We start from the raw sequence: 13,233 nt of genomic DNA, 5'->3' as shown, positions 1-13,233 counted from the left end.
ATCGAATGTTACGAACGGTCAGGCCACGACTTGCGATTTGGGGAGATCACCAAGCGCCAGCTGGAAATCTATGAAGCGCTAGAAATAGCCCCCCCGACCTCGTTATAATTTGGCCGGGGATTTAGGAAGAAAGGTTGCCCGAAGTACCTGAAGATGAAGAAGGTCATTCCTGACGTGAAAGGCGCGACGTTGGTAGATTTCGCTCACAAAACATCCATAAATTTAGTCCGAATTCGTGAAATGGAATAATGAATAAGGTGCAACGTTTGTTCCATTTCGCTAATTCGTTTCCCAAGTACTTGATGAGATTATCTCTACTTCACTAACCACCTCTTCCAATGCAGTAGTCAAAAGTTCGACATCTTCTTTATTATGAATTATTTATCATAAAATTCCAGAGGCTTATTTTGTCGATATAATAGAACTTTAGTCGTTTATGAGTTGTATAAATGTCGAAAATTGCAGAATCACGAAAACTATATAAACCGCAATTAATGAACTGACGAATCAAATTCATGGCCAAATAGGGCAATAAACAGTATCCTTCAACCCAAGGTGGCGATAAGCATGAGCAGTACCGAACATAAGCAAGTAAACATCGAGCGATTAAACAAAACCATGAGAGAGACATCCGATAAACGCCTCTACGAAAGATATCTAGCCGTTCGGCTTCATCTGGAAGGACTCTCGTTCTCGGAAATTGGACAGTTGCTTGACCGGGCTCGGCAAACCATTAGCACGTATTGGCAGGATTATCAGGAGCTCGATCTTGCTGGACTCGAAATGGAACATTCACCCGGGCAACCGCCTAAGCTCACCGATCAGCAACGCCTCCAGTTAGCGGCTTTGTTGGAGCGAAAACAACCGGTTGACGTGGGCTTTGAAGCGCAATACACCTGGACGCTCCCGCTCGTGTCGGAGTGGATCCAACGGGAATTCGATGTTGTGATGAGCGTCAGAGGGATTAGCGCGATGCTCAAACGAATGAACTTCAGCTTCACTAAAGCGACCTACACGCTGGCAAAAGCGGATCCGGATGCTCAGACCATGTTCCGCAAGCATACGTTCGCTCAGCTTAAGAAACAGGTGGAATCCGAAGACATTCGCCATCTCCTGTTTGAAGATGAATCCATGATTCGCTCCTATCAAGCCTTGCAGTACAATTGGTTTCCACGAGGTCGCCAGCGCAAAGTGTCGACCTACGGAAAACATGAAGGTGCCAAGCTATTTGGTGCAATTAACTACGAAACAGGTCAAGTTCATCATCACGAGGAAGAAGAGGCGGATATAGCTGCCTTTATTCGCTTTTTACAAGACATTCTTGCGGTCTACCCGAATGGGAAAATCGCCATGGTTCTGGATAACAGCCGTATTCATCATACCACTCGTTTACAGCCATTCCTGGAGGAACATCCGCGTCTACCGTTGGTCTTTCTTCCGCCGTACAGTCCGAATCTAAATCCTGTCCAAGGATTATAGTTGTGGCTCAAATCAGATGTCGTCAATAACGTCTTCTTCGAGAAGTTCTATAAACTTAAGCTTCATGTGGGCCAATTTATGAAACGGGTTAACAAGCCTCCGTTAGAAACCATCGATCATTTGCTTGTCAGGTTATGATCTTAATTTCGGTCTACATAGTTATTAATTACGAGATTTACTTGGTGCACAATGGCGCACAATAAACAAACAAGCGCCATTCCTGCATCGTAAACGATACAGAATGGCGCTTTAACTAAATAAAGCAATAAAAAGCTACGTCCCAGCACTTCTCTTACAACGATTATGCACTCACTGCAATTTTCAAGAAATCAAATCCAACCGCCGCTTAGCCTCCGCGTACACATCCGCCGGAAGAGTTCCCTTCTCCGCGATGCGCACGTTCTCCAGCAGGTGCTCCGGCTTCATCGTGCCGACGATCGTCGTCGCGAGGTTCGGGTGGCTGAGCGTGAAGCGGAGCAGAAAACCCGTGCGGCTCTCGCCTTCTTCCAGCAGCTCGTCCAGCTTCGCGTCCTCCCAGAGACGCCAGCGGTCCTGCTGCCCAAGGCCATGCCCCGGCTCGCCGCGGCCGACACCGCCGCGCACGATGATGCCGGCTCCGGTCACGGCCGCGCGCTCGATCCACGTCTCGTGGTCCCGCTCCAGGGCGGAATACGGAATCTGATACGTCGCGTAATCGCCCGGCCCCGCCAGATGAGCTTCCAGGTTCGGCATATAGGAGGAGATTCCGACAAACCGCGCTTTGCCGGACGCTTGAATCTCCTTCAGCGTCTCGAGCAGACCGCCCTCCTCGACTTGCGCCGCCGTAGGGCCGTGAAGCTGCAGCAAGTCCACATAATCGGTCCCCATGCGGGAGAGGCTCGTCTCGATGTTGTGCAGCAGATTGTCCCGCGTCCACACGTGCGGCGTCTCGTCGTGGTCCCCGCAATCGACGAGCGTGCAGCCGCACTTCGTCGCCAGGAAGTACTCGCCGCGTCGGCCGCGCAGGTACTTGCCGATCAGCTCCTCGCTTCGTCCGTAATCGTAGGACGTATCGATAAAGTTGATTCCCGCGTCAAGCACGGCGTTCAGCAGCTTGCCCGCATCCTCGTCCGCCACCGGGCGCCCGTTCCATACGCGGGTTCCGCGAATCTCCATCGAACCGAATCCGAGCACCGTAACCGGAAGGCTCGTCTTGCCAAGCAATCTACGCTCCATCTCTCGTTCCTCCTTATTGGCAACATCCTCTTCATTTTAACATATCGTTAGCTCTATGTTCGCACACATAGCCTAACAAACGGCAAATTCAAAAAAGTCATAAAAAAGCAGAAGCGATCCTCCATTGCTCCTGCTCCATGCTTCGGGAAGCCGTCTCAACCCTCTCGGCTCCCCAGCCGCTTACTTCGTGCCTTCCTTAACCAAGGTCCACTGCTGGCAGTTGTAGCCCGTGTCCGACCATTGATCGACAATCGCGCCGTCTGCCGACGAATTGGCGTATACTTCAAGCAGCTTGCCGCTGTTCCGATTGGACAGCTTGAAGTAGCCCGTGTCGGTCGGCGTCATCAGCCACTGCTGCGTGTTCGTGCTCGTGTCGCTCCATTGGTCGACGACGGCCCCGTCCGTCGTAATTCCGTTGTACACCTCAAGCAGCTTGGCGCTGTTCTTGTTGATGATTTTGTAGTAGCCGCTGCCCATGGAGGTGAACGTCCAGCGCTGGCACGAATAGCCCGTATCGCCCCATTGATCGATCGTGCCGCCGTTCGCCGTCGACGCTTGGTACACTTCGAGCAGCTTGCCGCTGTTGCGGTTCACGATCCAGAACTCGTCGCTGAGCGCCGTTCCGGACTTGTAGACGTCGATCATGTCAAGCTCGGCGTAGCCCGTGTTGTACGAGAATTTGATCGTGTTGCTGCCCGCGTTCAAGGAAGCCGTCATCTGCGCCCATTGGTACCGGTTCCAGTCGACGGTAGCCGGATAGCTGATCGTCGACGCCGTCCCTCCGTTGACGCTGACGGCATGTGTGCTTGTGCTGCCGTTGCCGTTCGAATAGCGGACGTTGACCGTATACGTTCCCGAGGTCGGCACGTTCACGTTGAAGGTGACCGAGCTCGTCGAATAGTTGATGTACTGCACCTCGCTGCCCCCGGAAGCGTCGACATTCGTGCCGACCGACACGTTCGACAGCGTGGCCCGCTCCGCCTCGTACCGGTTCGCGTTCAGCGGAATCGTGCCGACGCGAATATCGTTGCGGCCTGTCGTCAGGTTCTCGACGTTCGTCGCCTGGTACAGCGTCAAGCCGTCGACGCTTGTATCGAAGCTCTGCGCGAAGCCGCTGAAGTAGCCGCCCGCCGTGTCCGACGCGTCATAAGTGACGGCCATCGGCAGCCGCTCCCAATCGCCGAGCCCGAGGTTGTAGTTCACATAGAAGTTCTGTCCACCGCTGATGTTGCCGGAGCTGTCCAGCCCCCACTTCGCGGAGACGATGACCATCCCGTTCGGCCCTCCCGCCGGAACCCACTTCACGTACGGAGAGGAGCCGATGCCCCTGCCGTTCTTCAGCTTGATCGGCGTCCCCAGATCGCTCGCCGTCCAGGTGACCCCATCGTCAGAGAACTTGTAATAGACGGGAGCCGTGTTCAGGCTGATGCTCGGCTTGTTGACGACCTCATACGTCGCCATATACTTGCCGTTCGGCAGCTTCGTCACCGTAATCATGCCGGGACGGTCGCTGTTGTTCGCAACCGCAACGACGTTCGTCACCGCGCCCCATGTCGCTCCTCCGTCCGTCGACTTGCGCAGGACAAGCGCCTGAAGAATGTTGCTGCTCTTCTGCCGCTCATCCGAATAGTAGCAGACGAGATTGCCGGAGCTGTCCAGCCCAAGGAACGGCTCCCAGATCGTCGTAGTCGTCGACGTTGTACTCGGGTCGTAGACGGTCGGTCCCCCGGTGTCGACCGTGCTGAGCAGCGACCAGGTGGAGCCGTGATCGGTGCTCTTCCAGATGACGATTCGGGAGCTGGACCCATCCTCCGGGAAAATATTCCCCGCCAGAAGAAGAGTCCCGGCGGACAAGCTGCCTACCGTCTGAGGCACTTCGAACAGCATCGGTTGGGAGGTGCGTGTCGTTCCATAGGTGGTGTCCTTGACGTTCGCGATCAGGCTCCAGGTCGCTCCGTTGTCGGTGCTGCGGTAGATCGGGTAGACCTGCTGACCGCTCACTTCCTTGAGCTGGTCGAACGTGGCGATCAACTGCCCGTTGTAGGAGCTGCCGCTGTTCTTCAGCGTGATGATGCGAGCATAGGTCGTGCCCGCATTGTCGAACGTCTCCGAAGCGGTCGGCGAATACACGAGCGCCCCGTTGCCGGTCGTGACGGCGCCAGCGGCCAGAGGATAAGCGAGCAGAAGAGCAACGAGCATGGTTAAGCTTGCGAGTCGGATTCTGAGGTGGAAGGGCAAGAGCTGGCGGAATGGCTTCACGAATAGTCTCTCCTTCTTCGACCGAATGGGTGAATCTTCTTGCACAGCTTCGATTGGCGGCAGGCGAACGTCCGTCCGCCGTCATCACCTCCTCTCCGCAGCTCGCTCCGCTACCTGGTCGGCCGCACCGGCTTGCCGAAATCCGGCGTTCCGTCTGCTCGCCAACCGAACGGCTGGATGCGGGCATGGCGGTTCGGATCGTCCAGCGGATCGCCTTCGACCTCCTTGACGTCGCGGGCGTGATACAGCAGCAGATCCTCCCCGTTCTCCGCAGTCGTGAAGCCGTTGTGGCCGGGGCCGTAGATGCCGGCTTCCTCGTTCGATCGGAACACCGGCTCCGGCGACTTCGTCCAGGAAGCCGGGTCGAGCAGGTCGGACGACTCGCTCGCCGTCAGCAGCCCCATGCAATAATGATGGTCGGTTGCGCTGGCGGAATACGTGAGGAAGATCCGGCCGCCCCGCTTCAGAACCGCCGGTCCTTCGTTCACGAGGAACAAGGCCGTCTCCCATTCGTATTCCGGCACGGACAGCCTGACCGCGCCCGACTTCAAGCGCCAAGGCGTGTCCAGCTCGGCGATATAGAGGTTGGAATTGCCCGGAATGCCATCCTCCTTCTGCGCCCATACCAGGTAGTGCGCACCGTCCGATTCGAAGCAGGTGGCATCGAGGGCGAACGATTCCCAGCCGGTGTCCAGTTGTCCCTTCTCCGTCCATTCGCCTTCCAGCGGATTGTCGCTTACGTTCTCCAGAACGTAAATCCGGTGCTGGAACGCCCCGTCCAGCGTCTCGGTCGTATGCGCCGCCGCGAAGTAAACGTACCAGCGCCCGCCGATGCGATGAAGCTCCGGCGCCCAGATGAGCCGACTCATCGGCCCTTCGCTCTTCTTGCGCCAGATCGTTGCCGGCGGCGCGCCATCCAGAAGCTCGATCGTCTCCGCGCGCCTCAGCTCGATCCGGTCGTACTCGGGCACCGTCGCCGTGAAGTAATAGAAGCCGTCGGCATGGCGATAGATCCACGGATCGGCGCGATGGCGAATGAGCGGATGGACGTAGCTCTTCCGCCTTCCGCTCGCTGCCGGCATTTCCTGCTGTCCGCTCCTTTTCTCCGTTCCCCCCATGTTCATTGCCCTCCCTTCACCGCGAACCGGATAACGTTCCATGAATAAGGCTCGAGAACGCTCTCCGCCCTGCCCCCGTCCAGCGTCGTCTTCCCGCCGGTCCGCGGCTTCACTTCGTCGGGACGCTGCGCCGTATTCACCGCGCTCAGCCGCTCGTGGCTCATAACGATATGCTCCGCGAACGCCAGGCTGCCGAAGTCCCTCGTGTCCAGCTCGTAGAGGACCGCCTCCTCTCCCCGGTTCACGGCGAACACGGTCAGCTCGCCCTTCTCTTCGTTATAGACGGCCGCCGAATCGACGATAGCGACATCCGTATATGCGGCCGTATCGTACTTCGGCGAATCCGTGACGAGCCGCAGCGCCTGTCCCCTGCCGTAGCGCGACGCATGCAGGAACGGGTAGAACGTCGGGTTGCGCCAGGCCGCCCCGCCCTTCTCCGTCAGAATCATCGGAATCGTGTTCACCAGCAGCGATTGGCAGGCGATATCGATCCGGTCCGCATGTCGCAGAATCGAGAGCAGAGCGGAGCCGAACACAAGCGCATCCTCCATGTGGAACTTCACCCAGTCGAACGGGCAGCCGGTCTGCCACGGAACGTACTCCACATCCGGCTCCCGCCACACGTTCCATTCGTCGAACGACAGCTTCATTCGCTTCGAGGTGCGCTTCACCGACTGGACATAATCGCAGGTCGCGATGACGTCCTTGATCTGCTGCTCCATCTCCAGCGGCATGGCGAGGAACGTTTTCGTGTCGTTCTGCTTCTTCCCGATGTAATGATGCAGGGACAGGTGGTCGACGTGCTCGTACGTGTGCATCAGGACGGTGCGGTCCCACTCGGGGAACGTCGGCATATGGCGCGCCGAGCTGCCTACCGCAACGAGCTCGACCGTCGGATCGACCCACCTCATCGCCTTCGCCGTCTCGCAGGCCAGCCTGCCGTATTCGTCCGCCGTCTTGCGCGCGATCTGCCACTCCCCGTCCAGCTCGTTGCCCAGACACCATGTGCGAATGGCATACGGCTGTTCGATGCCGTGCGATCGGCGCAGATCGCTGTACTTGCCCCCCTTGGGAAAATTGCAATATTCGATCATGTTCCGAGCTTCGTCGATGCCCCTTGTTCCGAGATTGACCGTCATGATCGCCTCGGCCCCGACCTTGCGTGTCCAGCGCATGAATTCGTCCAGCCCGAACGTATTCGGCTCAAGCTGGCGCCAGGCCAGGTCAAGCTTAACCGGACGTTCCGCCTTCGGCCCGATGCCGTCCTCCCAGTTGTAGCCCGACGTGAAGTTCCCTCCGGGATACCGAACGACCGACAGGCCAAGCTCCTTGACGAGTCCGAGCACGTCCTGCCGGAAGCCGTCCTCGTCGGCCGATTCGTGCTCCGGCTCATAGATTCCGTTATACACGACGCTGCCCATATGCTCCACGAACGAGCCGAACAGCCGATCGCCCGTCGTGCCGATAATAAAGTCTTTGCTTACGATCGATCTTGCTCTTTGCATGGTCAGGCACCTCGACTATTTTAATAGAAGATAAACGATTCGCGCCGGGGCGCTCCGTCAGCCCTTCATCCCGGAAGTCGCAACCCCTTGAACGAAGAATCGCTGCGCGAACACATACACGATGAGCAGAGGCAGCAGTGCCAGCAGCGATGCCGCAAGCGTCGGACCGTATTCGATGTTGCGCTGGCCGACGAACATGGCGAGACCGGCAGACAGCGTGCGCATCTCCGTGGAGCTCGTCAGCATAAGCGGGTACAAGAGATCGTTCCAGTTGTTCATCAGATGGAAGATGCCAAGCGTAATCATCACGGGTTTGCACAGCGGAAGCATGAGCCGCCAGTAGATCTGGAATTCGTTGAAGCCGTCCACCCGGCCCGACTCTTCGAGATCCTTCGGAAGCGAGATGAAGAAGGAACGCATGAGATAGATGCCGAAGGCGCTTGCCGCGCGCGGAATAATCAGGCCCCAGTACGTATCGAGCATGCCCAGCTTGAATACCTCGACGAACAGCGGGATCATCAGCACTTGAAAGGGAACCATCATGGTGATCAGTACGAGCGTGAACAGCGTCTTGTTGCCTTTAAAGCGCAGACGAGCGAACGCATAGCCGGCCATCGAGTCGAGCAGGACCGAGATCGCCATAACCCCAGCGGAGAAAATAATCGTGTTGCGGAAAAAAGCGACCAGAGGGATCGTGTCCCATACGCGAATAAACGAATCAAAGCCGTAGCTGCTGGCGAACACGGTCGGAGGATACTTCATGAATTCGTTCTCTGGCTTAAACGCCGCAACCACCAGCCACAGGAACGGATGCAGCACCGCAATCAGAAGCAGCGCCGTAAGCAGGCATCCGATCGCTTGGCCCCAAGTCCATTTTCTGCCCATTCGAATGCCCCCTTACGCCATGTCCGCTTCGCGGCGGAGAAAGTATCGGTTCATCACCAGAGTGATCGCCATGATAAACACAAACAACATGACCGAGATGGCCGAAGCATAGCCCAGGTCGTAGGGCGCCATCTTGAAGCCGGTGTTGTAGATATAGCCGACGATCGTCTCCGTCTTGTTCAGCGGTCCGCCCTGCGTCGTGACGAAGATCTGGTCGAACACCTGCATCGCGGCGATCGTCGTCGTGATCACGCAGAAGCTGAGGGACGGCATCAGCATCGGGATCGTAATCGAGAACAACTGCCGGGCCTTGCCCGCGCCGTCAAGCTGAGCCGCCTCGTAGTACGAATCAGGAATCGATTGGATGCCCGCAACCAGAATGATCATGCTGTAGCCGAAGCTTCTCCATACCGTCAGCGCAATGACCGATGGCATCGCCCACGCCGGATCGCGGAAGAACTCCAGTCTGGGCAGCCCGAGATTCACTAGATACGCGGGGTAGACGCCGGTCTGCGGATCGAGAAGGAACGACGCGACGATGCCGATCGCGGTGAAGGAGCAGATCGACGGCACGAAGTAAACCGAGCGCAGCAGCTTGCGCCAACGGGTGTTGCGGGAGAGGTAGACGGCCGTCAGCAGGGCGAGAATGATCTGCAGCGGAACCTCGACTCCTGCGAAGTAGAGCGTGTGCTTGATGGCATCGATCAGCCGGTCGTCCCCGAGCAGGCGCTCGAAGTGATCCAGTCCGATGAAGCCCTTCACTTGCAGGAACACGTCCATGTTCATCGTGCTGATCGCAAGCGTCGCCAGCAGCGGCACAACGGTGAACAGAAGGAGAATGGCGAGCGCCGGCGCGATGAACAGATAGGCGGCCCTCTCCGGGCGGTTCCAGCCCGCGAGATAAGATCGTAAACTTCTACGCATGGAATCACCTTACTTGTTCGGAATGTTCGGCAGGATTAGTGCCGAGGGAGCGGCCACCGCCCCGGAGCTCTCGTTCCGGAAGCCGAACAGGGAAGCGGCCGCCCGCCGTTATTGCGATTCGGACTTCAGAATATCGTCGATGGAGCTCGAAGCCTTCTCGACGCCTTGGACGGGATCGAGGCCGCTGACGATCTGCTCGAGGAGCGGGAACAGCACGTCGCTGTTGATCCGGTCGGCGGTCACGAAGCCCGGAAGGAACGTCCGGCCCGCGTCGCCGAAGTTGGACATCAGCTTGATCGTCTCGTTCGCCTGGATGTCCGGATCGGCGAGCACCGACTTCAGATACGGAGGGAATCCGATGGCGAGCGACCACTTCTTGCCGACTTCCGTCGAGTTCCAATACTTCACGAAGTCGTAAGCGGCCAGCTTCTGTTCGTCGCTCGTGCCCTTCGGAATCGCGAAGCCGATGCCGTCGGCGATCGTCGCTTGCGCAGCCGAGCCCTTCGGCGGCAAGGAGACGCCGAAGTTGATGTTGTTCTCCTTGAGGCCAGCGGCGAGCCACGGCCCGGTGATGTACATGGCGGCCTTGCCGCTCAGGAACAGCTTGTCGGTCTCGACGCCGTTAAGCCCCTTCGGCGTCACCTTCTTCTGCACGGCCAGATCGGCCAGCCACTTGAACGTCTCGACGTTCTCGGCCGAATTCAGAACCGACTTCCTGCTCGCCAGATCAACCACGTCGCCGCCATTGCCCCAGATGAACATCAGGCTGTATTGCGGCGCTCCCTTGATCGGCATGGCGAAGCCGTATTGCCCCTTCGACTCGTCCGTCAGCTTCACCGCATAATCGGCCAACTGCTCGAAGGTTGCCGGAGGCGTATCCGGGTCGAGTCCGGCCGCCTTGAACAGATCCTTGTTCCAGAAGAACTCGATGCCGAACACCTGCATCGGCAGCAGGTACAAGGAGCCGTTCGACTCGCCCAGCTTAACCGCGGACTCCTCGAAGTCGTCCCTGTTCACGCCGTCCACGGAATAGAAGTCGTCCACCGGCTCGATCGAGCCGTTCTGAATGTAGGCGGCCGCTCCCGAGGAAGACAGGGCGACGAGCGACGGGGCCGTCCCGGTCGCGATCGACGGAGGCAGCTTCTGACCGAATTGATCCGCAGGCATAATGTCCATCTTCACTTCGTACTTGCCTTCGTTCGCCTTATTGTAGTCGTTGACGATCTCCTTCAGCGTGTCGGCATCGGAGCCGGTGAACGTGTTCCAGAACGAGATGCTTACTTGCTTCCCTCCTGCCGCGGATGAGGAAGAACTTGCGGAATTGCTGTTGTCGTTCCCTCCGCAGGCGCTCAGCACGCCGATCATCGAAGCGACGAGCGCGAAGGATACGATTCGATTCGTTAGCCGATTCAGTCTGAAGCCGCCATTCTTGTTCATGGTCGTCCTCCCTATGGACTAGTGGAATCAGTCGGTTCTCTCTCTGTCGGAACTCCCTTAACGCATTGTTGCTTCTCTCTCTGGGCCAAGCTTCCCCTCTTTCTCGTTCTTCCGCGAAGCGCTTCGGAACGGCATCACCTCCCGACATCGTCTACGTCTCGACGCCTCACTTTTCGCTTCTCACTTTTCGCTTCTCACTTCTCACTTCTCACTTTTCACTTCTCACTTTTCACGTTGCACGTCTCACGACATTCTCGCCAACCGCCAAGATTTAAATCGATTTAAATTTACCCTTTTAAAAAATCCGTTTCACCGTTACGCAGTTCCACGGATTATGAGCCGGGCCGGCACAACCGTCCTCAGCTCGCCGACATCTTCCTCGCTTAGCATAGCCATCATCTTGGCCGCCGCAAGCCTTCCGATCTCCTTCATCGGCTGGTCGATTGTGGTGAGGCCCGGACTCATCATCGCCGCCATCTCGATGTTGTCGTAGCCGACGATCGCAACTTCTTCCGGAATCCGAATGCCGCTCTCCTGCAGCTCCTTCATCGCCCCGATCGCCATCCGGTCGTTGGCAGAGAAGATCGCATCGAACCGCATCCCCGACGCCAGTAACTCCTTCACTGCCTCCGCGCCGCCTTCCATCGAGAAGTCCTTCTCCATGACAAACGCCGGATCGAGCAGCACCTTATGCTCCTGCAGCGCCCGCTTGTACCCTTCCAGCCGGTCGATGCTGACCTGGTATTCCTGCGGCCCCGACAGATGAACGATCCGCTTGCGCCCTTGCTTCAGCAAGTGGTCCGTCGCCTTGTACGCGCCGCCGATGTCCTCCCGCTCCACCGTCGCGATCTCTTCGTGATGCCAGCGGCCCAGGTACACGACCGGGAAGCCCGATTCCACGATCTTCATGATGTTGCGATCGCGGATCGAAGCCGGCCACAGAATGATGCCGTCGGCCCGGCGATTCCGGAGAATCTTGTCGTAGGCCGCCGACTCGTTCGCTTCCGACGGGGCGACCGACAGCATGAGGTGGAAGCTGTTCTCCACCAGCACCTCCGAGATTCCTTCCAGAAGCTGCGAGAAGTACGGATGGGTGAACGCGAAGTGCGGCGAGTTCGGGAAGATGAACGCGATCGTCTCCGCCTTCTTCGCGCGCAAGCTGCGGCCAATCTCGTTCGGCACGTAATTGAGGCGCTTCGCCACCTCCTCGACGAGCCGCTTCGTCTTCACGTTGACGCGGGGATCGCCTGCGAGCGCCAGCGACGCAGTAGCCGTCGATACGCCGGCCACCCTCGCAATGTCCTTCAGAGTAACATGGATTCTGCTCATGATCGGACCCTCTCGTTCGCATTGTCATTCAAAATTTAAATCGTTTTAATTAACTTTTCACCCTCATCATAAAGCGGTTTCATTCCGCCGTCAAGCATAAATTTGCCGCGAATTGCGATTCTTGTGGAATTCAAAAGAACCGCCAGAGGGATAAGCGTTCTCCCTGACGGTTCTTCTATGTTTGGAAACGATTCGAGACGGCATCGTTGCGCCACGGCCCCTGTTATCCGATTCGGCCTCCCCCTCCCATGAACCACGGCATTTTATATGATTTTTCGCATTCATCGCCCCGGATTCGGAGGCAATCGCAGCGTTTTATATGATTTTTAGCATACATCCAGCACCTCGGGCCGGAATTTTCTCTATGTATGCTATTTTTCACATAAAGTCACCCAAATCACCCGCTGCCGGGCATCGCCAATGTGATTTTTCGCATAAAATCCAGCCCTCCGTTGCTCGCAGGCTCCCTCATGCGACGGGCACTCGATCTCCGAATCTCGCCGCTCGCGCTTGCTTCGCTTCATAGACTGAAATGCTCGACAATCGCTCGTGCCGCCTCGTCAGACCCCAGGTCCGTATTATCAATTCGCAAATAGTTGGCCATCGTCAACTCGCCCGGCGCCGAATTCAGCCGATGGCTCTCGTGTGTGGCGATCAGATTCCTCTCCGATCGGACCGTGTCCCGCTTGGTCGGCTTGTGCAGAAGCCTGTTCTCGGTCGTATTGCGCCGAAGCCTCTCCGCGTAATCGGCCTCGAGCTCAACGTAGCACACTGTCGCTCCCCTTGATTCGAACAGCTCTGAGATATGCTTGACGTAATCCCAATCCGCCTGAAGATCGAACGCCCAGACGTAGGTAAAGATGAAGCCGTCCAGATCGCTCCTGGACACCTCATCGAACAGCTCCTGCCGAATGAGCTGAACCAAACGATTGCCCGCAGGCGTACCGTAGTCGAAGTACGGAGCGACGAACTCGATCGACGTATGATTATGGAACAGCTTGAACCCCGTCCGGGCGGCCAGACTTTGTCCGACGGTCATTTTGCCAACGGCTTGCGGACCGAACAGAATCACGAGCTTCATC

Annotated in this window: 9 protein-coding genes and 1 pseudogene; 1 reads left to right on the top strand and 9 read right to left on the bottom strand. The window is 57.4% G+C overall.

What is annotated here, in order from left to right; genetic code table 11:
• Positions 1 to 567 precede the first annotated feature (567 nt).
• A pseudogene (locus tag E6C55_RS31605) lies at positions 568 to 1,617 on the top strand (IS630 family transposase).
• Between the two features lie 183 nt (positions 1,618 to 1,800).
• Here E6C55_RS31605 and E6C55_RS31600 read toward each other — a convergent pair.
• The 9 genes from E6C55_RS31600 to E6C55_RS31560 form a co-directional block, all read right to left on the bottom strand.
• Positions 1,801 to 2,694, bottom strand: a complete 894-nt coding sequence (locus E6C55_RS31600; RefSeq protein ID WP_136373831.1) for an aldo/keto reductase — start codon at positions 2,692 to 2,694, stop codon at positions 1,801 to 1,803.
• Between the two features lie 180 nt (positions 2,695 to 2,874).
• Positions 2,875 to 4,953 carry an RICIN domain-containing protein gene (locus E6C55_RS31595; RefSeq protein ID WP_211093687.1) on the bottom strand — a complete coding sequence of 693 codons (2,079 nt, stop codon included), beginning with the start codon at positions 4,951 to 4,953 and terminating at the stop codon, positions 2,875 to 2,877.
• Between the two features lie 110 nt (positions 4,954 to 5,063).
• Positions 5,064 to 6,035: a glycoside hydrolase family 43 protein gene (locus E6C55_RS31590; protein ID WP_136373836.1), complete on the bottom strand. Its 972-nt coding sequence runs from the start codon at positions 6,033 to 6,035 to the stop codon at positions 5,064 to 5,066.
• 38 nt (positions 6,036 to 6,073) lie between these two features.
• Positions 6,074 to 7,576: an arabinosylfuranosidase ArfA gene (gene arfA / locus E6C55_RS31585; RefSeq protein ID WP_136373830.1), complete on the bottom strand. Its 1,503-nt coding sequence runs from the start codon at positions 7,574 to 7,576 to the stop codon at positions 6,074 to 6,076.
• 57 nt (positions 7,577 to 7,633) lie between these two features.
• Positions 7,634 to 8,461, bottom strand: a complete 828-nt coding sequence (locus tag E6C55_RS31580; RefSeq protein WP_136373829.1) for a carbohydrate ABC transporter permease — start codon at positions 8,459 to 8,461, stop codon at positions 7,634 to 7,636.
• Between the two features lie 12 nt (positions 8,462 to 8,473).
• Positions 8,474 to 9,385 carry a carbohydrate ABC transporter permease gene (locus E6C55_RS31575; protein WP_136373828.1) on the bottom strand — a complete coding sequence of 304 codons (912 nt, stop codon included), beginning with the start codon at positions 9,383 to 9,385 and terminating at the stop codon, positions 8,474 to 8,476.
• A 108-nt stretch (positions 9,386 to 9,493) separates the two neighbouring features.
• The gene (locus tag E6C55_RS31570; protein ID WP_136373827.1) at positions 9,494 to 10,822 is read right to left on the bottom strand and encodes an ABC transporter substrate-binding protein; all 1,329 of its coding nucleotides are present in this window, start codon (positions 10,820 to 10,822) and stop codon (positions 9,494 to 9,496) included.
• A gap of 315 nt (positions 10,823 to 11,137) precedes the next feature.
• Positions 11,138 to 12,151, bottom strand: a complete 1,014-nt coding sequence (locus E6C55_RS31565) for a LacI family DNA-binding transcriptional regulator (protein ID WP_136373826.1) — start codon at positions 12,149 to 12,151, stop codon at positions 11,138 to 11,140.
• Between the two features lie 520 nt (positions 12,152 to 12,671).
• Entirely contained in the window at positions 12,672 to 13,232 is a 561-nt protein-coding gene (locus E6C55_RS31560) for an AAA family ATPase (protein ID WP_136373825.1), read from the bottom strand.
• Between the last annotated feature and the right edge of the window lies 1 nt (position 13,233).

The sequence above is a fragment of the Cohnella fermenti genome (assembly GCF_004801405.1).
GTDB classification, from domain to species: Bacteria; Bacillota; Bacilli; order Paenibacillales; family Paenibacillaceae; genus Cohnella; species Cohnella fermenti.
The sequence above is the reverse complement of the archived record's forward strand: the minus strand, read 5'-3'. Positions and strand labels throughout refer to the sequence as shown.

Excerpts from the sequence above, each read along its gene's own strand:
- E6C55_RS31600 (WP_136373831.1), bottom strand. The coding sequence starts at position 2,694 with ATGGAGCGTAGATTGCTTGGCAAGACGAGCCTTCCGGTTACGGTGCTC.
- E6C55_RS31590 (WP_136373836.1), bottom strand. The coding sequence starts at position 6,035 with ATGCCGGCAGCGAGCGGAAGGCGGAAGAGCTACGTCCATCCGCTCATT.
- arfA (WP_136373830.1), bottom strand. The coding sequence starts at position 7,576 with ATGCAAAGAGCAAGATCGATCGTAAGCAAAGACTTTATTATCGGCACG.
- E6C55_RS31580 (WP_136373829.1), bottom strand. The coding sequence starts at position 8,461 with ATGGGCAGAAAATGGACTTGGGGCCAAGCGATCGGATGCCTGCTTACG.
- E6C55_RS31575 (WP_136373828.1), bottom strand. The coding sequence starts at position 9,385 with ATGCGTAGAAGTTTACGATCTTATCTCGCGGGCTGGAACCGCCCGGAG.
- E6C55_RS31570 (WP_136373827.1), bottom strand. The coding sequence starts at position 10,822 with ATGAACAAGAATGGCGGCTTCAGACTGAATCGGCTAACGAATCGAATC.
- E6C55_RS31565 (WP_136373826.1), bottom strand. The coding sequence starts at position 12,151 with ATGAGCAGAATCCATGTTACTCTGAAGGACATTGCGAGGGTGGCCGGC.
- E6C55_RS31560 (WP_136373825.1), bottom strand. The coding sequence starts at position 13,232 with ATGAAGCTCGTGATTCTGTTCGGTCCGCAAGCCGTTGGCAAAATGACC.